General features: G+C 34.5%; 19 protein-coding genes. 11 read left to right on the top strand and 8 right to left on the bottom strand.

What is annotated here, in order from left to right; all coding sequences use genetic code 11:
* The first annotated feature begins 4 nt into the window (after window positions 1-4).
* From NBRC110019_RS11895 to NBRC110019_RS11875, 5 genes are all read left to right on the top strand, one after another.
* The gene (locus NBRC110019_RS11895; RefSeq protein WP_281755113.1) at window positions 5-508 is read left to right on the top strand and encodes a GbsR/MarR family transcriptional regulator; all 504 of its coding nucleotides are present in this window, start codon (window positions 5-7) and stop codon (window positions 506-508) included.
* A gap of 55 nt (window positions 509-563) precedes the next feature.
* Window positions 564-1,472: a TIGR01777 family oxidoreductase gene (locus tag NBRC110019_RS11890; RefSeq protein WP_281755112.1), complete on the top strand. Its 909-nt coding sequence runs from the start codon at window positions 564-566 to the stop codon at window positions 1,470-1,472.
* 346 nt (window positions 1,473-1,818) lie between these two features.
* Window positions 1,819-2,196, top strand: coding sequence for a hypothetical protein (locus NBRC110019_RS11885; RefSeq protein WP_281755111.1), 378 nt, complete (start codon window positions 1,819-1,821; stop codon window positions 2,194-2,196).
* Between the two features lie 63 nt (window positions 2,197-2,259).
* Window positions 2,260-2,811 carry a sigma-70 family RNA polymerase sigma factor gene (locus NBRC110019_RS11880; protein WP_281755110.1) on the top strand — a complete coding sequence of 184 codons (552 nt, stop codon included), beginning with the start codon at window positions 2,260-2,262 and terminating at the stop codon, window positions 2,809-2,811.
* A gap of 10 nt (window positions 2,812-2,821) precedes the next feature.
* Window positions 2,822-3,085, top strand: coding sequence for a glycine dehydrogenase (locus NBRC110019_RS11875; protein WP_281755109.1), 264 nt, complete (start codon window positions 2,822-2,824; stop codon window positions 3,083-3,085).
* On the opposite strand, the gene NBRC110019_RS11870 is transcribed toward NBRC110019_RS11875, so the two are convergent.
* The gene (locus tag NBRC110019_RS11870) at window positions 3,061-3,882 is read right to left on the bottom strand and encodes a UbiA prenyltransferase family protein (RefSeq protein ID WP_281755108.1); all 822 of its coding nucleotides are present in this window, start codon (window positions 3,880-3,882) and stop codon (window positions 3,061-3,063) included. The genes NBRC110019_RS11875 and NBRC110019_RS11870 overlap by 25 nt on opposite strands.
* Before the next feature lie 203 nt (window positions 3,883-4,085).
* Between NBRC110019_RS11870 and gcvP the strand changes: the two genes are divergently transcribed.
* The 3 genes from gcvP (at window position 4,086) to NBRC110019_RS11855 (ending at window position 8,734) form a co-directional block, all read left to right on the top strand.
* Window positions 4,086-6,929 (top strand): aminomethyl-transferring glycine dehydrogenase, encoded by a 2,844-nt coding sequence (gcvP, locus tag NBRC110019_RS11865; protein WP_281755107.1) that lies wholly within the window; start codon window positions 4,086-4,088, stop codon window positions 6,927-6,929.
* Between the two features lie 171 nt (window positions 6,930-7,100).
* Window positions 7,101-8,162: a 3-oxoacyl-ACP synthase III family protein gene (locus NBRC110019_RS11860; protein ID WP_281755105.1), complete on the top strand. Its 1,062-nt coding sequence runs from the start codon at window positions 7,101-7,103 to the stop codon at window positions 8,160-8,162.
* A gap of 47 nt (window positions 8,163-8,209) precedes the next feature.
* Complete coding sequence (locus NBRC110019_RS11855; RefSeq protein WP_281755103.1) at window positions 8,210-8,734, top strand: class I SAM-dependent methyltransferase; 525 nt, start codon at window positions 8,210-8,212, stop codon at window positions 8,732-8,734.
* Between the two features lie 486 nt (window positions 8,735-9,220).
* Here the strand turns inward: NBRC110019_RS11855 and NBRC110019_RS11850 are convergent, their stop codons facing one another.
* Entirely contained in the window at window positions 9,221-15,001 is a 5,781-nt protein-coding gene (locus tag NBRC110019_RS11850) for a T9SS type B sorting domain-containing protein (protein ID WP_281755102.1), read from the bottom strand.
* 120 nt (window positions 15,002-15,121) lie between these two features.
* On the opposite strand from NBRC110019_RS11850, the gene NBRC110019_RS11845 reads away from it, so the two are divergent.
* A complete protein-coding gene (locus NBRC110019_RS11845) occupies window positions 15,122-15,985 on the top strand; it encodes a glycosyltransferase family 2 protein (RefSeq protein ID WP_281755101.1) in 864 nt (287 codons plus the stop codon).
* On the opposite strand, the gene pafA is transcribed toward NBRC110019_RS11845, so the two are convergent.
* Window positions 15,982-17,613 (bottom strand): alkaline phosphatase PafA, encoded by a 1,632-nt coding sequence (gene pafA / locus NBRC110019_RS11840; RefSeq protein ID WP_281755100.1) that lies wholly within the window; start codon window positions 17,611-17,613, stop codon window positions 15,982-15,984. The genes NBRC110019_RS11845 and pafA overlap by 4 nt on opposite strands.
* A gap of 111 nt (window positions 17,614-17,724) precedes the next feature.
* Here pafA and NBRC110019_RS11835 point away from each other — a divergent pair, with 111 nt between their 5' ends.
* Window positions 17,725-18,462, top strand: coding sequence for an MlaE family ABC transporter permease (locus tag NBRC110019_RS11835; protein WP_281755099.1), 738 nt, complete (start codon window positions 17,725-17,727; stop codon window positions 18,460-18,462).
* Between the two features lie 6 nt (window positions 18,463-18,468).
* Window positions 18,469-19,236 (top strand): ABC transporter ATP-binding protein, encoded by a 768-nt coding sequence (locus NBRC110019_RS11830; protein WP_281755097.1) that lies wholly within the window; start codon window positions 18,469-18,471, stop codon window positions 19,234-19,236.
* A 3-nt stretch (window positions 19,237-19,239) separates the two neighbouring features.
* On the opposite strand, the gene NBRC110019_RS11825 is transcribed toward NBRC110019_RS11830, so the two are convergent.
* From NBRC110019_RS11825 to NBRC110019_RS11805, 5 genes are all read right to left on the bottom strand, one after another.
* Window positions 19,240-20,709 carry a DUF389 domain-containing protein gene (locus tag NBRC110019_RS11825; protein WP_281755095.1) on the bottom strand — a complete coding sequence of 490 codons (1,470 nt, stop codon included), beginning with the start codon at window positions 20,707-20,709 and terminating at the stop codon, window positions 19,240-19,242.
* Between the two features lies 1 nt (window position 20,710).
* On the bottom strand, window positions 20,711-21,793 hold the full coding sequence (locus NBRC110019_RS11820) for a mannose-1-phosphate guanylyltransferase (protein ID WP_281755093.1): 1,083 nt from the start codon (window positions 21,791-21,793) through the stop codon (window positions 20,711-20,713).
* 23 nt (window positions 21,794-21,816) lie between these two features.
* The gene (locus NBRC110019_RS11815; RefSeq protein WP_281755091.1) at window positions 21,817-22,413 is read right to left on the bottom strand and encodes a SprT-like domain-containing protein; all 597 of its coding nucleotides are present in this window, start codon (window positions 22,411-22,413) and stop codon (window positions 21,817-21,819) included.
* A 4-nt stretch (window positions 22,414-22,417) separates the two neighbouring features.
* Window positions 22,418-23,101, bottom strand: coding sequence for an SDR family NAD(P)-dependent oxidoreductase (locus tag NBRC110019_RS11810; protein WP_281755089.1), 684 nt, complete (start codon window positions 23,099-23,101; stop codon window positions 22,418-22,420).
* A 1-nt stretch (window position 23,102) separates the two neighbouring features.
* Window positions 23,103-24,045 (bottom strand): M28 family metallopeptidase (locus NBRC110019_RS11805; protein WP_281755086.1); only part of this gene is annotated, 943 nt, incomplete at its 5' end.

Here is a 24,045-nt window from a genome sequence, read left to right as displayed (position 1 = left end):
ACACATGGAATTTACAGAAGCGAAACAAAAATTCATTCAAAGTTGGGGAGCCCTAGGCTCTCAATGGGGCATAAATAAAACAATGGCTCAGATACATGCTTTCTTAATGATTTCTCCTGAGTCTGTTTCTATGGAAGAAATTATGGATGAACTTAAAATATCTCGCGGAAATGCCAGTATGAATTTAAGAGCCCTAATTGATTGGGGCATTGTATATAAAGACTATAAACAAGGAGAACGCAGAGAGTTTTTCTACTCGGAAAAAGACTTAGATGAGCTTGCAGTTAAAATAGCAAAAGAGCGTACCAAAAGAGAGATTAAACCAGCATTAAAAATTTTAAAAGAGGTTTCTGCTATTTCCGCTGAGAAGACTCAAAAAGAAATTCATTTTAAAGAACAAACATGCAAGCTTTACAAGTTTGTTTCTAAAGCCGATAACGCATTAGAAAAAATAACTGAATACAATGACAATTGGTTGGGTAAGTTATTGAAGAAACTATTTAGATAATATTTTTTTAATCAAAAGTTTCATTTTTTTCTGAAACTTTAAAAACTACAATACTATGAAAAAGAAAATAATCATTGCGGGGGGAACCGGATATTTAGGGTATGTTTTAGCGCAACACTTTAAAGCTTCCTATAACATCATTGTTTTAACAAGGCAAATGAACGGCTTTTCAGGCGGTATAAACTATATTTATTGGGATGCCAAAACACTCGATAGTTGGCAAACTGAGTTAGAAAACAGTTTTGCTTTAATCAACCTAACCGGAAAATCTGTAAACTGTAGATACACCAACCAAAATAAAGAGGAGATACGAACCTCTAGAATTGACAGTACTATCCTATTAAACAAAGCAATACTAAGCTGTAACACTCCACCAGAATATTTCATTAATGCATCAACAGCTACTATATATAAAGACGCTAGAACATACCCAATGACCGAATCAGCTGGGAGAATTGGCAACGATTTTTCAATGTCTGTAGCCAAATTATGGGAAAAAGCCTTTTTTGATACTTCTACCCCTAGAACTTTAAAAACAGCTATTAGAACCTCTATTGTTTTAGGAAATTCGGGAGGAGCCTTTCCTACTTTAAAAAAATTAGCCCATATAGGCCTTGGTGGTAAACAAGGTAACGGACAACAAATGGTGAGTTGGATTCATGAAAAAGATTTCGCAAGAGCTGTTGACCATATTTTAAGCCATCAATTAACAGGAGTCATAAACGTTACCAGTCCTAATCCTATTAAAAATGCCTTTTTCATGAAGGCTATTCAAAAAAACATAAAGACTCCATTTGTACTCTCCATGCCTATTCTTTTGCTAAAATATGGTGCAAAATTAATTGGTACTGAAACCGAATTGGTTTTAAAAAGTAGGTATGTACACCCTGAACGATTACTACATCAGAAGTTTTCATTTAAATACAATACCATAGATAAGGCTCTAAAAAATTTAACGTCATGAATTATAACATTCTATCATATCTACTCTACCTAATTATTAATTGCCTAATTATTATTAAAGTAGGATTTATGTGTTATTCAAATGGCTTGGTCTTTATTACATCTATAGCAAACCAAAACCATGAACTCTCTGTAAAAATCAATAAAATACTTTTAACAGGATACTACTTATTAAACATTGGATATTGTACAACTACTATACTCCATTGGCCGCCTATACACAACCTAACCAATCTGGCGGAAGTAGTATCCTTAAAAACTGCGTATATCCTGTTTATTATAGGCATTATGCACTACCTGAATATTACACTTATCATAAAATTTATTAATAACAAATAATTAGAATCATGGAAATTTCAAAAACAATTTTAGGGTATATAATATACCTGCCTATCGTACTTTTTTTAACCCTCTATGTTGGCAAAACTCTTTTTAAAAATAGTATCATTTACATGAATGACATCTTTAAAAACAGAGAGGAGCTTGCAGCTGCAACAAACACCTTATTTAAAATTGGATTTTATCTTTTAAACATAGGATTCGCACTTTTAATCTTAAAACTTAGCCTGCACGAGAATTCAACCCAACAACTCATTGAAGCCTTAAGTTTTAAAATAGGCAAATACACCATCTACCTTGGAATTATGTTATTTATACATCTCTTCCTATTTTTTAGAGGCAAAAAAAAATCAAAAAAGGCGATTAGTGAATCTTACGATCATTAGCATGTTCTTCTCTTAAATGATCTTATTCTATTCAAAATAATCTATTTTTGAAAAAAATTATTTATGCTTCCACATGAATTACATCCTGAGCAATGGGTTCAGCATCATGCCGATATCCTGTTCAACTATACGGTTGCTAGAGTTAGCGATGAAGAAATTGCTCAGGATATAGTTCAGGATACTTTTTTGGCCGCCTTAAAAGCAATTCCTAATTTTAAAGGAGAAGCAACAGAACGTACGTGGCTATTTGCTATTTTAAAAAGAAAAATAATAGACCATTATCGAAAAATAAATTCTTCTAAAGGCAAGGCTGAAGTCCGCATGCAATTTTCTTCTGAAGAAGATGAAAATAAAGATTGGATTAGTTTAAAAGCTACAGAAGAAGATAAAAATGCCCATGAAGTGATGGAAAATGAAGAACTTGGCATAGCTATACAAAATTGCTTAAGCAAACTACCGCAAAAACAAGCTCAGGTATTTACTATGAAAACCATTGAAGGTTTAGATACCGAAACTATTTGTAATGAATTAGGGTTAACACCGTCTAATTTATGGGTGATTATACACCGTGCCCGCACAGGCCTAGCTGACTGCCTCAAACAAAATTGGTTTTAAATTATTAAATATGAAAAATACTTTTTTATCGATCTGCGAAAAGTCATGCTATATCTGCGACCAAAGTCAGTACGCCGAAGCCTCGGCTGTAGACAAGTTTAAGCTACGTATCCATTTACTGTTCTGCAAAAGTTGTCAAGCATATAGCAAAAAAAATACTGCATTAACCAATGCTATTAAAAAATCGAAGGTTAAATGCATCTGTACTAAAGACAAACAAGAGCTTCAAAAGAAAATAAATTCAGAGATTCAGAAAGAAGGTAGCAACAAATAAATTACATACCATATAATAGGCACACTCTCTACCCAAAAACCACAATAGTACTTTGATTGCTGCTCTTTAGCAAATACAATAAATAGAGCGGTTAAGGCAGTAACACTTAAAGTTACCCCAACCTCTTTAGCTTCTATAACCGGGTTTACAAAAGTTAATAGAAAAAATAGACTTAACAATATATACCCAACCCCCTTTGATTTTGCAACCCCAAGTCTTTGTGGCAACGTTCCCAAAACTAAACCATCCTCTTTAAGGTCACGTATATCAAAAGGTATAATTAAGATTATTACCAGCAAAAAACGCTGTACAAACTCAACCCATACCCTATTATCTAACTTCACATGGTCGTCTACCACCGGAATTATTACAGTTATAAGCGCCCAACAAAATCCTACCATATAAATTTTTAACCCACTAAGATTTCTGAAGCTTTTATTCCCAGGCAATAATGGTAAGGCATAAATGGCAGTAAAAAAACTAGATAACGCTAATACTCCTAACACCTCTATACTTAAAAAGCATGCCAGCACAAGCATAGCTACAAAACAAAAAATACTTAAACCCTGTATAATTTTTAAATAGACAGTAGCAACACTAAAATACGTTTCAGCGTTGGTAGCATACTTCATAAAATTATAACTCGAAATAGTAGCTAAGAAAGAGACTGCACACAAATCTAAGTCATAACCCATATGAAATTTTTCAAAAGTGAGCGCAGTTAAGCACACCACCGATAACGCCACGTGAATACTTCCCTCTATATAAAATTTAAGTATGTTTTTTAAAAATTTCATTCCACAAAAATATTATTATTTTTAAAATATGGTGTTTAGCGTTCAAAATCACCTCTTTTCGGCGTTAATTTACCAAAAATAGTTTGTTTACAACCATCTCTTTTCAGTTTACAACTTTAACCTCACACCTATTGTAATCAAAAATTTAATATGTACTTTTGCGCCCATAAAATTCAACAATACAATTATTTACATAAAATCGAATGAGAACAGATTCTTTTGCTTTACGCCATATTGGTCCGAATGAAAGTGATTTACAAAAAATGTTGACGACTATTGGTGTTGACAGTCTGGATCAACTTATCTACGAGACTATCCCAGACGATATTAAATTAACGACTCCATTAGCCTTACCAGAAGCTATGAGTGAGCACGCATATCTAAATCATCTTCATCAACTTGGGCAAAAGAACAAGATCTTTAAATCATATATCGGACTAGGATACCACGAAAGTATTACCCCTTCTGTTATTAAGAGAAATATTCTTGAAAACCCAGGGTGGTATACCGCCTACACCCCATACCAAGCAGAAATTGCACAAGGTAGATTGGAAGCTTTATTAAATTTCCAAACTATGATTACTGATCTTACCGGTATGAAATTGGCAAATGCCTCTTTATTAGATGAAAGTACTGCCGCTGCCGAAGCTATGACTATGCTATTCGAAGTAAGGAGTCGACCACAAAAAAAAGCCAACGTAAACAAGTTCTTTGTTTCTAACGAAATTCTGCCTCAAACATTATCATTACTAAAAACAAGAGCTATTCCTTTAGACATAGAACTTGTAATAGGTAACCATACTGAGTTTGATTTTTCTAATGACTTCTATGGAGCTATTTTACAGTACCCTGGAAAATACGGCGAAGTTTTCAACTATGAAAATTTTGTAACCAAAGCCCATGAAAATGAAATTAAAGTAGCGGTTGCTGCAGATATTTTAAGCTTAGTAATGCTTACTCCTCCTGGAGAATTTGGAGCCGATGTTGTTGTGGGTACTACACAACGTTTTGGTATTCCGTTAGGATACGGAGGGCCTCATGCTGCTTATTTTGCTACAAGAGAAGAATACAAAAGAAATATTCCCGGACGTATTATTGGAGTAACCAAAGATACTGATGGTAACCGTTCTTTACGTATGGCATTACAAACTCGTGAGCAACACATTAAAAGAGATAAAGCTACTTCTAATATTTGTACGGCTCAGGTACTACTAGCGGTAATGGCTGGTATGTATGCTGTATATCACGGTCCTAAAGGACTTACTTATATTGCTGAAACGGTTCATAAATCAACCGCTACGGTTGCAACAGAACTTACTAAGTTAGGAATTGAAATTAAAAACAATTCTTATTTTGACACCCTATTGGTTACTGCTGATGCTGCCAAAGTAAAAACGTTGGCAGAAAGTAAAGACATTAATTTCTATTATGTTGATGATGCTACGATTGCTATAGCGTTAAACGAAGCGGTTAGCTTAACAGACATCAACGCTATTATTTCTGTTTTTGCTGAAACCGTTGGAGCAACTTTTGAAGAAGTAACTTCATTAACAGAAACTACTGGTATTCCAGACAGTAACAAAAGAACTTCTGAATTCTTAACTCTAGAGGTATTTAACCAATACCATTCAGAAACTGCTTTAATGCGTTACATCAAGAAATTAGAACGTAAAGATTTATCATTAAATCATTCTATGATTTCTTTAGGTTCATGTACCATGAAGTTGAATGCTGCTTCTGAAATGCTCCCTATCAGCTGGGCAGAATGGAGTAACATTCACCCATTTGCACCCATTGAACAAGCTGAAGGTTACCATACGGTTTTAACTAGTTTAGAAAAACAATTAAATGTTATTACTGGTTTTGCGGCAACCTCTTTACAACCTAACTCTGGTGCTCAAGGAGAGTACGCAGGTCTTATGGTTATTAAGGCATATCATGAAGCCAACAACAATACACATAGAAACATCTGTTTAATCCCTGCTTCTGCTCACGGTACCAACCCTGCTTCTGCGGTTATGGCCGGAATGAAAGTAGTGGTAACTAAAACTGATGAAAAAGGTAATATTGACGTAGAAGATCTTAAAGCTAAAGCTGAACTACACAAAGACAATCTTGCTGCTTTAATGGTAACCTACCCATCTACACATGGTGTATTTGAATCTTCTATTAAAGAAATCACCAAAATTATTCATGATAATGGCGGACAAGTTTATATGGATGGTGCAAATATGAATGCCCAGGTAGGCCTTACAAATCCTGCTACTATTGGTGCTGACGTTTGCCACTTAAACTTACATAAAACATTTGCCATTCCTCATGGTGGTGGTGGACCTGGTGTTGGACCTATTTGTGTAGCTGCACATTTAGCAGAATTCTTACCAGGTAACCCTGTAGTTACTACAGGAGGTAAAAATGCAATTACCGCTATTTCTTCTGCCCCTTGGGGAAGTGCTTTGGTTTGTTTAATCTCTTATGGTTACATTACCATGTTAGGCGCTAAAGGATTAACAGACGCTACTAAATATGCCATCCTTAACGCCAATTATATAAAGAATAAGTTAGAAGGGCATTTTAACACTCTATATACAGGAGAATGTGGTAGAGCTGCACATGAAATGATTATTGACTGCCGTCCGTTTAAAAAGAATGGAGTTGAGGTTACAGACATAGCGAAACGACTTATAGATTATGGTTTCCATGCCCCTACCGTTTCTTTCCCTGTTGCCGGAACCATCATGATTGAACCAACGGAGAGTGAAAACCTTGAAGAATTAGATAACTTCTGCAACTCATTAATTTCTATAAGAAAAGAAATTGATGAAACAAATACAGAAGAACCAAACAACGTACTTAAAAATGCACCCCATACATTAAAAATGTTAACCGAAAATGAATGGAATTTTCCATACACACGCCAAATGGCTGCTTATCCGCTTCCACATATAGCTGAAAATAAATTTTGGCCAACGGTAAGAAGAGTAGATGAAGCGTATGGAGATCGTAATTTAATATGTACTTGCGCTCCTATAGAATCATATATGTAAAATAAAACACCTTCCAAAACTCTTATAAACAAAGGCTTTTCTAAAAAAAGAAAAGCCTTTATTGTTTTACAATATTATATTATCCTTATTTGGGCATCGTAGCGATTATTTAAAATTTATGAAAAAACCGTGCTTTTAATATAACTTTATCAAAATTAAAAGTTCAGTTTTATGAATATTAAAATTTCGGGGGTTGGTTCGTATATTCCAACCACTGTACAACTAAACGAAGAGTTTAGTAATCACGAGTTTTTCAACAATGATGGCAGCAAATTTGAACAGGAAAATAATGTTATAATAGAGAAATTTAAAGCGATCACCGGAATTTGTGAACGAAGATATGCTAAAGAACACCACACCACCTCTGACATCGCCTATTTTGCAGCCGACAATGCTATTAAAAATGCCGAAATAGACCCTGAAACAATAGACTATATAATTGTAGCCCATAACTTTGGAGATGTAAAACACAATACCATACAAAGTGACATGGTACCTAGTATAGCCGCCAGAGTAAAACATTCTTTAGGTATTGAGAATCCTAAATGTGTTGCATATGATCTTATATTTGGATGCCCGGGTTGGGTAGAAGGTGTAATACATGCAAAGGCCTTTATTAAAAGTGGCATGGCCAAAAGATGCCTTGTAATTGGTGCTGAAACTCTTTCTAGAGTAGTTGACAAACACGACAGAGATGCAATGATATTTTCTGATGGCGCAGGGGCTACTATCATAGAAGAGACTTCAGAAGACTGTGGTATACTATCAAACGAAACAGCGACTTTCTCTAGTAAAGAAGCTTATTATCTAGAAATGGGATCCTCTTATAACTCATCTAGTTCTCATGACGATGTACGCTATATTAAAATGTTAGGTAGAAAAATTTATGAATTTGGATGTTTGAAAGTTCCTCAAGCAATGAAGGAATGCTTAGATAATTCAGGGTATACCATTTCCGATGTTAAAAAGATTTTTATCCATCAAGCTAATGAAAAAATGGATGAAGCTATCATTAAGCGTTTTTATAAACAGTATAAAGAATCCGTACCAGAAAACATTATGCCTATGTGTATTCAAAAACTAGGTAATAGCTCGGTAGCAACAATACCTACACTGTTAGACTTAGTAAACCAAGGGAAAATAGAAGGACATAGTATAGAAAAAGGAGATATTATTATGTTTGCCAGTGTTGGTGCAGGGATGAATATTAATGCGATAACATATAAGGTTTAAATGAATTAACTTGTATATTAGCATCCAATGATTTTGTATTGTAAAATATGTACAAGTATTATCCCAAAAAAAGATATAACGAAACCTTAAGTTTCCTTAAAAAACATATAACCACAACCGAAAGTATATTAGACCTAGGGATAGTAAATCCTTTTTCTGAAATAATGAAAAAGGAAGGCTACCATGTTACCAATACTTCAGGTGAAGATTTAGATGAAAATAGAGAAAAGGTTCAAGCAACTACTACAGATTTAGTAACCGCTTTTGAAATCTTGGAACATCTATTAAACCCATACACATTACTGAAGGATATACCAGCAGAAAAGTTGATTATCTCAATTCCATTAAGACTTTGGTTTTCGAGTGCCTATCAAAGTAAAACAGATAAATGGGATCGACACTATCATGAATTTGAAGATTGGCAATTAGATTGGTTATTAGAAAAAACGGGATGGACAATTATCGACTCTAAGAAATGGACTAATCCTGTTAAAAAAATAGGTATACGACCATTCCTAAGACTCTTTACTCCTAGATATTACATTGTATATGCTATAAGAAAACAATGTTAGTTTATTTACATTCGTTTTATCCGCTATACTCATGCATTGTCAAAATCTAAATCAGAACTCACTGTTGAAGTATAAATTTAATAGTGAGTATAACAATCGTAACTCCAATGGTTATAACGCTACCAATTTTGGTGCTACTTCAACTACTACCAAAAATAGGCTAACTAATTCAGTAGTTCATTTTCATTGGAAAAATGATTTCCCTAATTTCAAAATCTGTCTAGTTTAATACCAAACCTCTAGACCTTTTGTCTCCCAGATTAAATACAAAAATACAAGTTATATATACAGAGATGTGTTTAATACCGCATTTAAAAAAGATATAATCACCCATAAACATTATTAGTTACCCGCACAATAAAACAAAATTACCAGGCAAATAAAAAAGGATGCTCTTATAAAAGCATCCTTTTTTATTTTTAGTAAACTACTTCGGGACAAGCCCACGAAGTATTTAATCTTAATTATTAAATAAAGCTCTAAAATTTATCTTTTCAATGTAAAATGACTATTAAACTCTTTTACTTCTCCAGTGTTTGGTTCTGTGTATACCACCTTAAACCAATAATCGCTGGATGGCAGCATATTACCATTGTAAGTACCATTCCACCCATCACTGGTAGAACTCATTTGCTTTACAAGTTTACCTTGTCTGTCAAATATAAATATCTGTGCATTGGTTTGGCTCTCCAATCCAATCACCCTCCAAGTATCATTGACACCATCCCCGTTCGGAGTAAAGTATTTCATATAGTCTATCACACTTATCTCTAAAGTTAAACTACCACAACCATTCATCTCTGTTATCGTTATTGTATGTATTCCCGGCTCTATTCCAGTAAACAATCCACTACTCTGCATCGGTTCATTATCTAACTGATATTCGAAATCTGATACCCCTACTCCTTCCGATATAACCTCTACTCGATTCTCTCCATTAAACATCTCAGATTGCAGCACCATAGGGGTCACAGATGGCAACGATGCTTCTTCTAAATACACATGGTTACTCTCATAACTACACTGGTTATAACTGTTAATATCAGTTATGGTAACATAATATTCACCTCCTTCGGTAATCTCTATTGTTGGAGATGTAGCTCCGGTATTCCATGCATAAGTATAACCCGCTCCTAAATCCGTTCCTATTATAGGATTGTTCGTAGCATCTACACATACAATGCCTCCTAACTCATCTAATACCACCTCAGGTAACGACTCCACTTCAAGTACAATTGTAATTGGATCTCCATTTATACATCCTGTACTATTATTAGTTACTATAGCATACAAAGTATTACTTCCCGTTTCATATGCATCCCATTCATCTACAGGCAGCTCATTTTGTTGATTTTCTGCATCGGCATAGGTTTCATATAAGGTTACTGTATAAACAGTGGCATCCTGCCCCCCTAACACCGCTGCTGCAGAAAGTGTTAAGTTAAACACCTCTACCCCATCATTGTTATAATAACCATCAGTTCCTAAGCTCTCACAGAGTGCATATACATCAGGAGGAGTAGCTAATGGTGCTTGTTCTATATCTATCGTATAGGCAAGTGTTTGCACACAACCGGTAAGGGTATCTTGCACACGTACTGCTATACTCTCTGTACCATATACCGTAATATTAGGTCCTGCATACTGATATTGGTCTGCGATAGCATCGGACTCTGTTTCGTAATAAGAGATTTCATAACCTCCGGTGGCAGCCCCGGCTAACACCCAACTATCCATATCGGTAAGTGGAACAACCTCCTCATCGTTATTATCAAGCTCACATAAATAATACGTAGGCTCTACTGTTAACTCAGGCAATGGGATAACGATTAGATCAAAATCTACAATCGTTAAACAACCTGTGTTATCATTGGTAACAGCTACATATATAGTTTGTTGGTATGGCGTAATATTATAATATGCAGATGGGTTCCCTATAGCATTTAATCCGTTAAATGCATCATTATAAGTTTCATAATACATTGCTGTTACACCGGACTCCCCGTTTAATAAAACCACCTCATCTATCGTTAAATCAAATTCAACCTGTCCATTGTTTTCATCGCCATCCAAGTCGTCGTCACAACTCTCTAAAGGTTCAATAGCTGATAGCGGAGTCGGATTGTTCAACACGCGTAGCGTTACTGTTGAAGTAGAGTAACACCCCGTATTTAAGTCCTCTACCCTAATATACATCGTATAAGGATTTCCAAGCACATTGGTATATGCTGTATCATCAGGTACTGCATTAGTCCCGGCCTTTGCATCAGCTAGGCTTTCATAATACGTAACTCCATAACCTGTAGCACCACCTGTTACCTCATCGTTCTCTACCGTTAAATCAAATACTGTAGTCTCATCATTAGCTTCTCCAAAATCATCACATAACGATAGTGTATGGTCATATGAAGAACTAATTACAGGATTAGGATTTACAATAATAAAAAAACTACGGATAGTAGAACAACCTGTTAAATTGTTCTCTAACCGTACAAAAATTTCTTGTTGATATTGAATTATATTGGTATAATAAGACGTAACCAATGCGCCAAGCCCCATCTCTGCGCCTGTTTGTGATAAATAATAACTAATTGTATAATCGGAAGTACTTAGACCATCATATACATTAGCATCCTGTTCACTTAAATCAAACTCTGTATAACCATCTGCTACAACATCATCACAATATTCTAAATCTGGCAAATTCATAGGTACTACAGGGGTAGGCTCTACTATTAAATCTAAAGCAACTACATCATAACAACCCGTGGTTTCGTTTTCTACTCGTACATAAATAGTTTGTGCATCCTGCACTATATTCTCATAAGGGCTACTAAAATTGTTTACCCCATTCTGGGCATCTACCTCGGTTCCATAAAACGTTACTAGATACGTATTCCCATCATTAGGGGTTACCTCATTATCTACATAGGTTAAATCAAAAGAACCAAAACCATCATTGTCATTATCACAAAGCTGTATAGAAGATGGTACCGTAGCTACTGGTGGAGCGACTACAATCAAGTCTAAGGCCGTTACGTTGTAGCAGCCAGTATCGGCATTGGTTAATTTTACATATATCGTTGTTGAAGTCGACTGATATACATTACTTAAAGGAGCATTATTATCCACTAAATCGGTCATGGTTTCAAAATAAGTTACCATTATAGCGGTTTGCCCATTAATAATCTCATTATTCTTTTCATTTAAATAAAATGTAACCAACCCGTCTCCATCATCATCACAACCGTAAAATGGTGTTGGTGTTACTATTCCCGGAAGCTGATTTACTATTACAGTAAAACTAACCACATCATAGCACCCAGAAACATTATTTTCTACACGTACAAAAATAGTTTGCGATCCAGAATTAGTATTGGTAAAAGCATCTGGAGTACTAATAGATTCTGACAAAGTACCACCTTCCGCAAAAATCTGATTCGTATAATATGATATGGTATAATCTGAAGGAGTTGTGATAGCCGACATTACTTCATCTTCAACTACTGTTAAATCAAATTCTTCAAAACTATCATTCGGAGTTACTTGATCACACACTTCTAAATCATCAGGTGTATTTACAATAACACTAGACACTAATAAATCAATTGTATTTACAGAAACACAACCAAAAATATCATCTTCTAATCGCACATAAACCGTTTGTGTATATTGATTCGTATTTATAAATGCAGCAGGATTACTAATCAAATAAGCACTTAAATCTTCTTCGGCCCCTTGCTCCGTTAGGTAATACGACAAACTCACATCTGTTTGCCCCCCTAAAATTGCACCTTGCATAGAAGTTAAATCAAATGTTTCATAACCATCATCTATATCTTCACATATCAAATACACATCAACAGAATTCACGGTTGGTAAATCTGCGAATTCAATTAAAACATCATCCTCTATAGTACTAGAACATCCACCTGCACCTCCTTGTAAAGCTTGTAAACCATATGTACCGGTGCCTAAACCTCCATTAGAAATAGATTGTACCGTATAACTGCTATTGGTTTCTCCTGGTATTGGATTACCTTCAAAATACCATTGAAAAGTAGTATTACCATCATCTGTGGAAGACAAAACAACTTCTTCATCTTCACAAGGAGCTGTTAAATCTGTAAGAGTTAAATCTGGTCCTAGTGGATCTCCAATATTGAAGGTTCCAGCTCCTAAAAATACTGCTGAATTAAGACTAGCATCACCGGCATCGGCAATGGTTAATTTTATATGATACGTTTCACCAACAGTAACATTTGAAGAAGCCGTTAAAACTGTGGTATACCCATTAAAATTAATAGAGCCACTTCCTACGGCTATATAATCATTAAAATAAGCTGCATTGGCAGGCCCACATGATCCAACACCACCATGAACACTTACAACCGTAACAGGTTGCGGCGGAGATGTACCTGGTATAACCGCTAAATTAGTAGACACCCCATTAGGGTCGGTTAAGACAAAAGCAAATACATCCGAATATGTACATTCAAATGCCGCCTGATACTCCATAGAAGCAAATACGAAATCAAAACTTATAAAATCGGTCTGTGGAACAAAATCAAATTCCAAATAAGACTCGTTATAAGTAGTGGTGGGGTTAGGTAAAACCTGAGAAGCTAATGTAGTTAAGTATGGATCTCCTAACCACCCTAGTGTTCCTCCAGAATTATTCCCAGTATTTGGTCCCGGAACGTCATCTATATCTCCCGTAGACAAAACTACCCCAGAAGTAAAATCAAAATTATCCGAATTGTAAAAATATCCTATTCCATTATAATCAACCCCATAATTAAGCCCTGTAGACCCTTGAACATTATATACCTCCGAGCACTCATACCCAATTAAAACCTCTTTTACCAGCTCTTCATAAGTATACTCAGTTTCACTAGTACTCATTGGCGGACAAGTAGTCTGCGTAAGAACATCACTTTCTACAAAACACAATGGATTATCTCCATTCGTAACGGTAACTTCTACATTTGTTCCGTTTGCATATGGCCCTATTTTATACAAGTCGGCCACTGTAGCTACCTCTACAGCACTCCCCTGATCATCTTCAATTAGTAAGGTTGTTGCAGACCCCATATCATTAATCAATACGTTTACGTAAAAACCAGGAGCATTATCGCAATCATTAAAAACTTCAAAAACAACATCTTGTGGCGTACACGTAGCACAAGAAACACTCATATCTAAAGAACCAAAAATTTCACCTGTAGCACAACTGTTAGCACCATCGGATAAAATTTCAACATAAATACCAGCACCTGAAGAGGAAAAAGACAATCCGGCTAAATCACCCAAATTTCCATATCCTGAATACAATACTGTTGTTCCATCACTATCATATACATTAATAACATCTACATTATCTTCTACCAGACCATCATTGAACACTACATTTAAGATGGTATATGCTGTTGTTGTAGAAAAGTAAAACAACGTATCATCGTTATTGTCATAGCAATAAATTACGTCTGTACCACCAGTAGTACAATCAACTATATAATCTGTTTGAATCGTAGTCGTAAAATTAATAGGCCCAACCCAACTACCGTAATTACCAGAACCACAATCTGATCTTACGTAAATTTCATAGTTTGTTTCAGCAGTTAACCCAGACAATGTCACACTATTGCTACCTGACGAGACACCACTACCACCTGGAGTACCTGTACCGGCTAGTTGCACTACATATTCCCAGTTATTCTCTGCGCCTGCTACATCCCATACAACATCTGCATCTACATCTGTTATATCACTAACCACTATATTAGATACATCTCCACATAAGGTAGTAAAGTTTACGGGCCCAATCCAGTTACCATAACCACCAGAACCACAATCTGATCTTACATAAATTTCATAATCTTCACCAGCTACTAAACTTCCTTCATTTACAGATGTACTACCAGCAGCTGCACCGTTTGCAGTAGGCACTCCAGTTCCTGCAACCTGCACAACATACTCCCATGCAGTTTCTGTTCCACCTTGAGTCCATGTAAAATCAACCGATGTTTGAGCTATTGAAACTGTTGTTATATTAGATACATCATCACACACATACACCTCCGAGGAAGTACCTCCTATGGCTTTATGAATTGGTAAAGTAGGATTAAAAGATGTTAAACTTCCACTCTTACCAATTGTTTTTGATATTTTTGGTATTTTAAAATGGTTGGCCTTTATTTCCTGATGGCTTAAAACCATAAGAAAAAGACACAACAGAAAGATTGTTGAAAGGTAGTTTTTTTGCATTGCTTCGAGTTTTTGAAATTTAAATATAATAATAACTACATTTATTTAACTGTTTTTTTACAATTACAACGAAAATAATAATAAATCAGCACAATAACCCCTAATTATTACAAATAAACTATGCAAATTCTAATCATTATTCCTGCTTATAATGAAGAGAAAAGTTTAAAACTATCATTAGACAGTTTAACTCATCAAACCGTACTCCCTAAAAAAGTTATTATAGTTAACGATAACTCCACCGATACCACGGAAAATATTATTGATGAGTTTTCTAGAAATTTCGCTTTCATTCAAAAAGTAACTACTCAAGAAAAAAGTGAGCATATTCCAGGAGCAAAAGTAGTTCAGGCTTTTTATAAAGGGCTATCCAAAGCTCAGCTTAACGAGTATGATATTGTATGCAAATTTGATGCAGATATAATTTTTCCAGAAAATTATTTAGAAGAGATTTCTGCAGCATATAAAAACAATAAATATTTAGGTATGTGTAGTGGTTTATGCTATATAGAATCAAAAGATGGGATATGGGTATATGAACCGATAGCTGACAAGGATCATACCCGAGGCCCTATTAAATCGTACTCGGTTGAATGTTTTAATAAAATGAACGGTTTAAGAACTTCTATAGGATGGGATACTGTTGACGAACTTTTAGCCCATTACCATAATTTTGAAACTAAAACGCTAAAAGATTTAAAAGTTAAACACCTTAGACCCACCGGAAACTCATACAACAAAAAAGCCATTAGAATGCAAGGAGAAGCTATGTATAAAATAAGATATGGCATTATTATAACCGTTATAGCATCTTTAAAAATGGCCCTAAAAAAAAGAAGCTACAGCGTATTTTACAACAATATAGCAGGCTATCTAGAGCATTCCATAAAAAAAACACCTTACATTGTTACCAATGAAGAAGGTGTTTTTATTAGAAAATATCGTTATGCCGGAATTTTAAAAAAATTAACCGGTAAACATTAATTCAACGCTTTATCTATAGGATTTCCTATAGCACCATCAGGAAAAGAAATACCTAATAATGCACAAATTGTTGGTGCTAAATCGGTTATTTCTGTTTGCTCATAAGTCTTACCAGGTTTAATCCCAAATCCATACAATAATAAAGGCACATGAGTATCATATCTATAGGCAGAACCATGTGTTGAACCCGTAGTACTATAACTTATAAAAGCCGGATCAAAAACAATAAGCACATTTCCAGATCTGGTATGATTATATCCTTTTTGTAATCTAGAAGGAATCCCCTGAGTATAATTGTTTGTTCTCATTTCTGTTCCTGTATACACCTGTGCAATAGTCTCATATGTTCTTAGTTCAGCTGCAATCTCATTTTCAACCTGAGTTACATCTAAGTTTAACTTAGTAAGCTCTTCCATATTCAAAAATAGCTGATTATTTGAGGCATTTTCAATTACCTTAGCGGTACCATATTTATCCGTTAAAAAAGTGGTTAACTTTTCTTTTATGGCTTTATTATCGATATATCCTGCAGGAATATTTCTTGATTGTAAATAAGATGGTGGATACACAGCTGCATGGTCAGCAGTAAGGAAAACAGTATAATTTCCTTTTCCTACTTGAGCATCTAAGAAATTTAAGATTCTTTCCAAATCCTTATCTAATCGTAAATAGGTATCTTCCACTTCAATTGAATTTACTCCAAATTTATGCCCCACGTAATCTGTAGAAGAAAAACTAACTGCTAAAAAATCAGTAATATCATCGGCACCCATTTCCTCATTTTTGATAGCTTCAATAGCAAAATCTGCCGTTAAGCTATTTCCGTAAGGAGTTGCTTTAATAATATCAAACCCTTTATTCAACAACCAAAGTTTTTTTAATTCATGAGGAAAAACAGGTCTTTCCTCCCCTGTAAACTTTCCTTCAAAATCATTATCATCAGTTCCACTTTCTACATAGGTATTGATATTATACAAAGTATTCCATGGCTTTTTATATACTTCGGCTGCTTTAGATTTATTAAACTTAGCAACCCATTTAGGCAATTCATTTGTATAGAAACTACTAGTAATCCAAGCCCCCTCGTCTTTCCCTTGAAACCAAAATGCGTAATCCGCAGCATGACCTGCTGGTAATATAGCTCCTCTATCTTTTAATGAAACACCAATAACTTTACCTCTACCTTGCGTAGCAAGTTTTAACTGGTCTGTCATAGTAGTTGCTATTAAACGCATAGGAGACATTTTATGAGACATACTGGTAGTACCTACAGGTTGTACACTATCATCTTGCGCACAATAAACGGTTGTTTTAGTTACTTTATCATACCAATCATTTCCTATAATTCCATGTGTTGCAGGCGTAGTTCCTGTGTAAATAGAAGCATGGCCAGGACCTGTTTTAGTAGGAGCATAATTGTACTGATTATTTTTACAATTAAACCCTTCTGTTACCAAGCGCTTAAAACCTCCTTCTCCGTATCTATTCCAAAACCTCGGAATATAATCGTATCGCATTTGATCTACTACAATACCCACAACTAACTTAGGTTGTTCATAAGTCTCTTTTTGCGCATACAAGCTCATCGTACAAACCAAAAAAAGTACTACTAAAATATTTCTTTGCATTTTACTATATTTTTAAGCAAATGTAATCTATTCAGTTTTCTGAAACTTTAAAACAAGGTTAAAACAGTTAAACTGTAATTTTTTTTTACTTTAGCATCGTAACTTAGACAAATGAAATATTTACACGCAATTGGAAGCTATTTCTTAATGATTGGAAATGTTTTCTATAAGCCTACAAAATGGTCTATCACAAAAAACCTTATTTTAAAAGAAGTAGAAGACCTTATTTATGGCTCTCTAGGTATTGTTATATTTATTTCCTTTTTTATTGGAGGGGTAGTTGCTATACAAACTGCTCTTAATATAGACAATCCTTTAATTCCGAAATACTTAGTTGGTTTTGCTACCAGACAATCGGTTATTTTGGAGTTTGGTCCCACCTTTACTTCTATAATTATGGCTGGAAAAATGGGATCTTACATTACCTCTAGCATAGGAACCATGCGTGTAACAGAACAAATAGATGCTTTGGAGGTTATGGGTATAAACCCTCTTAATTATCTTGTATTACCAAAAATTGTTGCGCTTATGCTATATCCTTTTATGGTAGCAACCAGTATGTTTTTAGGTATTTTAGGAGGATGGGCTGCTTCTGTATACGGAGGATACACTAACAGCGCCGACTTTATTCAAGGGGTTCAGTCAAATCTTATTCCTTTTCACATTACTTATGCTTTTATAAAAACAATTGTTTTTGCTTTTATTCTAGCGACTATTCCATCATATCATGGATATTACATGAAGGGAGGAGCACTTGAAGTTGGAAAAGCAAGTACAACTTCATTTGTATGGACAAGTATAGTTATCATTCTACTTAACTATTTTATCACTCAATTACTCTTAGGATAAACAATTATGATTACAGTTGAAAATTTACATAAATCGTTTGGAGAATCACACATCCTAAAAGGAGTTAGTACCACTTTTGAAAGTGGTAAAACTAATCTTATTATAGGTCAAAGTGGATCTGGTAAAACTGTTTTTCTAAAATCTTTACTAGGATTATTTACTCCTGAACAAGGAACCATATATTACAACAATCAACCCTATTCTCAAATGACTGCCGATGAACGTATCGAACTCCGTCAGAAAATGGGAATGGTGTTTCAAGGTAGTGCTTTATTCGATTCTATGACCGTAGAGGAAAATGTTATGTTTCCGCTTAAGATGTTTACAAATCAATCTAGAAGCGAAATGCAAGACAGAGTTGATTTTGTATTAAAACGCGTAAATCTAGTTGATGCTCACAATAAACTTCCTGCCGAAATATCAGGTGGGATGCAAAAAAGAGTTGCAATAGCACGTGCTATTGCCAACAAACCAAAATATTTATTTTGCGATGAACCCAACTCTGGGCTAGACCCTAAAACAGCCATCGTAATTGATAACCTTATTCATGAAATTACTAATGAGTATAACATTACTACCGTAATTAATACACACGACATGAACTCGGTTATGGAAATTGGAGAAAAAATAGTTTTTTTAAGTAAAGGACTTAAAGAATGGGAAGGCTCTAACAAAGAAATATTTAAAACCGATAACGAAGCCGTTACCGACTTTGTTTATTCTTCCGAGTTATTCAAGAAAGTTAGACAAATGTATATAGAGGAAAGAGATTAATTCTTAATCGCTCTCCATTTGTTTTACCTCTATACGAGTATCTTTTAGTCGTTGGCGCAAGTAAGCCTGTATCTTAGCCATTCTATCAGCTGAGGATTCCGAAAGTTTTATTGAATCATTCCATTTTACGTTAAACACAGTAACCGTATCTAATTTCTTAAAATTATTAGATACAAAATTACCATAACTAAGGATTCCTATTTCAGGATAATTAATTTTTAGTTCTTTAGATACATCTTCAAACGGAATATGTTTTCCTATATTTTTTTGGGCTTTCACCAGCTCTTCTCTTAGATAAACAAGCTCCTCATCTTTGGTTTTAATTTGCTCTTTGTTATACTCATTAATTTTTTTCATATAACTAAGCTCTAACCCCGCTCTATCTTTTCCTCCCCCCTTTATTTCGAGCTTTGCCTCTTTTAATCTCGGATATTTATCTTTTTGAGTAATCCAAGTTTCTACCACTTTCTGTGGAATTTCTTCATCACCTCCAAAAACAAGCTCTATTGTTGAATCTTCACCATCATTATAAGAGATTGTAGAAAACTTATCAATAAAAAAACCTTGATCGTCAAACGTATACGTTTTAATATGTTCATCTATAAATTTAGAAGCCTGGTTAACAAATACTGCTTCTTGAAATACTTTATAAAAAGTATAGATAGCAGGTGCCATAACAATTAATGCAACTACAGAAGCTAGCTGCATAGTACGCTTTCTCCTTTTAGAATTAGCATAGCGCACCATAGGAAGCTTAAGCACCTTAAGTACCAAATAAGTTGCCAAGCCAATAAAAATGGTATTAATTACAAAAAGATATAAAGCACCTAAAAAGAAATCTGGTTGCCATACTGCCAAGCCATACCCTACAGTACACAAAGGAGGCATCAATGCCGTTGCAATAGCTACTCCAAAAATTACACTTGCAATGGTACCTCTTTTAGCACGGGCAATAACAACCGCCATACCTCCAAAAAAGGCTATTAAAACATCTCTAATATCTGGTTGTGTTCTGGCTAATAATTCTGAAGATTGATCTTTAAGTGGAAAAAAACTAAAAAATAAAAAGGCTGTTAGTACACTTAGCCCCACCATGACCAAAAAGTTATTTAGCGACCTTTTTAGCGTATCAATATCGTTAATAGCAAGTGATAGTCCCATTCCTAAAATAGGCCCCATTAAAGGCGAAATTAACATCGCCCCTATCACTACGGGATTAGAATTAGCATTTAACCCAATAGACGCTATAAAAATAGAGCATACTAAAATCCATGCAGTATGTCCTTTAAAAGGTATATCAGCCTTAATACCCTCTATGGTACTTTTGCTATCTGTATTCTCTCGAATATCTAGAAGATCTACCAAAAACTTTTTAAGACTCCCAATAAAACCTGTAAAATCTTTTTTTACTTCGGTAGTAGAATTATCTAATTCACCTTCAACTTCATCATTCTTTTCAGACGTTCTCTTCATACTACGCTAAATGCTCTCCAAAGATATCTTTTACTTCGTTTCTTATTTTTTTAATATCCTGTTCTTTCTTTTTAGGATAAATAATTAGCACATCATCCTTATCTACAATAATATAATCAGAAAGGCCATCTACCACCACTATTTTATCCTTACTGCTCGTTCTAATAATATTATTAGAAGCCTCAATAAGTAATGTCTTGGCATTAACAACAGCATTATCGTTATGATCCTTTTCTAATTTTGCGTGCAAAGAACCCCAAGTACCTAAATCGTTCCAATCAAATGAAACCGGTAGTACATATACGTTAGGTGCATTTTCAAGAATAGCATAATCAATTGAGATATTCTCTGCCTTCGGATAGTTCTCATCTATAAAAGCCTGTTCTCCATCCGTATTGTAATCATCGATCCCTTTTCTGAAAAGAGCCGTCATTTCATCCTGATACTTTTCAAATGCACTAACAATACTTTTAGCACTCCAGATAAAAATACCAGCATTCCATAAATAACTCTTTGTTATTAAAAATTTCTTTGCCGTTTCATAATCAGGTTTCTCAGTAAACTGAGCTACCTTTTTAATAGCATCTTCACATTCCTTTTCAAACTTTATATATCCATACCCTGTATTAGGAAATGTTGGCTTAATTCCTAGTGTTACTAATATATCTGTTTTCTCACAAGCCTCAAAACACTCATTTACATCATTTATGAAAGTATCTTCATCCTCTATCCAATGATCACTTGGTGCCACAATCATTACAGCATCCGGATTTTCTTTTTGAATTTTCATAGAAGCATACAAAATACAAGGAGCAGTATTCCTCATTGCAGGTTCTAGCAATACTTGTCTTTCTGTTACCTCAGGCAATTGTTCAAGTACTAAATCATTATACTTTTCATTAGTTAATATTAAGATATTTTCACTTGGAATTAATTTACTTAACCTCCCAAAAGTTTTTTGTATCAATGTTTCACCTGTCCCTAGCATATCGTGAAACTGTTTTGGAAAGTCATTTTTGCTTACTGGCCAAAATCGTGATCCTACGCCACCCGCCATTAAAATTGCATAATAATTCTTATTCATAATTAGTTGTTAGATGTTTGTTGTCAAAACAAAAGCTCAACTTCTGCATGAGGCTGAAAAAGATATATTTTACCTGAAGAAATTTCTACACACTCATAACGCTTTATGCGTTTATTCCCTTTTTTGAATATTTTTCCGTTATATATTCTGAATTTTTCTCCATATGGTACTTCAAATATATAATTTTTATCAGTCTTTTTATCGTACTGATGTAAACTTAATGCTAATTTAGCATCTGTATCACTGCTAGCCGTGGGATTTTTAAAATGATTTGCCACTACCGATAATAATTTAGATGGAAAAATTGCCGGATGTATAAATGGCAACATAAGCTCTCTAAAGGTATGCTTCCACTCTTTTCCATGCGGTTTTATTGTATTTCCATACTTTTTAAAGGCTACCAAATGTGCTATTTCGTGAATTAATGTAATTAGAAATTTATATTTATTTAAACTTGAATTTACTGTAATTTGATGACTCCCATCAGGGTTCTTTCTATAATCGCCATGCCTTGTCAATCTTTCATTTACTATCTTTAAATGCACATGATTTGTCTTTATCAACTCCAAACATGCAGCAACAGCTTTTTCAGGTAAATATTTTTCTAAAACCGTATCCATTTATTTAAGGCGTTGAGCTAGAAACTTGTAAAACTTTACCATTATAAAATTTTGCACCCTCAAGAGCAAACGTCTTTATATATGATGCCATTTCATTTGCTGTTATAGGAGCCTTATAACCCGGAAATGCTTCTTCTAACATCTCCGTTTGAACTGCTCCTAATGCCAATACATTAAAAGATGGTCCTTTCTCTTTATACTCCTCTGCAAGTAATTCAGACAATGTAATAACAGCTCCTTTACTAGAACTGTAAGCTGCTAGTCCGGCAAACTTAAAACTGCCCTGAATACCTCCCATAGAACTAATAGTAACCACATGTCCGTCAGAGCTCATAAATGGAAGTACAGTCTGAATCATTTGGGCAACTCCAAAAACGTTTACGTCATAAACCTTCATAAAATCATCCTTGGTAAGCTCTTGAAAAGGTTTATTTATTAAAAACCCAGCATTATTTATAAGAACATCTACTTTGCCTTCCCAAGCCTCTTCAATAAAACTTACCACACTATTAAACCCCTCTTCTAAGGTGATATCAAGTGCCATTCCTTTAACCGTTTCTATATTTAATTCCTTAATTCTAGATTGATCTCGGGAAATAGCCAATACGTTGCAATCTGATTGAGCTAGTAACTGAATTAATCCATAACCAATACCTCTACTAGCTCCTGTTACAATAACATTTTTCATTCTATTTTAATTTAACCACATTCGCTGTTTCATTACACACATAGGTAATGGCAGGAATAAATTGATTAATAAATTGAGTCATATGCAGATAATCCATTTGATCGGCCTCATCATTAACGCCATGATAATGATCGAAATTTGTAAAATCGAAGGTGCTAAAAGTATGAGAAGGCACGGCAAATACCGAATAAAACGAAAAATTATCTGACCTTTTAAACAATTGATATTTTTTAGCCGTTGGTAAAAAACCAGCTAATTTGGTGTCCGCCTTTTTATTAATTACTTCTGCGATATTAGACATATCATATCCGGTTACATAACTCATTGCATCACCTTTCATAGGTACTCCAATCATCTCAAAATTAAGCATACAATAAACATTAACATTCTGCTCTCGTAGTCTATCAGCAAAATATTCAGATCCTAAAAGTCCCATTTCCTCTGCTGTAAACAACACAAATATTATACTTCTTTTGTTTGTATGCTTTTTAGAAAAATATTTAGCAAACTCCAAAACCGCAGCCGTACCAGAAGCATCGTCATTGGCTCCGTTTGCAATACTATCCTGACTATTCGCTTCCTTTTTAAAACCTATATGATCGTAATGTGCCCCAATAACCACATATTCGTTTTTTAGCTCCTCATCAGTACCAGGTACAACCCCTACAACATTAAAAGCTACCTTTCTTAAATTCCCCAAAGTATCTCTATAGCTAGAGAAAAATGGTTTCACTTTATTTTTTTTAAAATACCTCTCAATATAAGTAGCTGCCTTTTCTATCCCTTTGGTTCCTACATTACGCCCTTGCAACTTATCAGAAGCCAAATACTCAACATGTTTTTTAACAACAGTTTTCTTTGTTTGTGCAACTACATAAACATGCAAAAACCCCAAGAAAAATACAAAAATCAATTTCTTCATAAGATATTTTTTTCTAAATAAC

It is taken from the genome of Neptunitalea chrysea, assembly GCF_027924145.1.
Lineage (GTDB): Bacteria > Bacteroidota > Bacteroidia > Flavobacteriales > Flavobacteriaceae > Neptunitalea > Neptunitalea chrysea.
The sequence above is the reverse complement of the archived record's forward strand: the minus strand, read 5'-3'. Positions and strand labels throughout refer to the sequence as shown.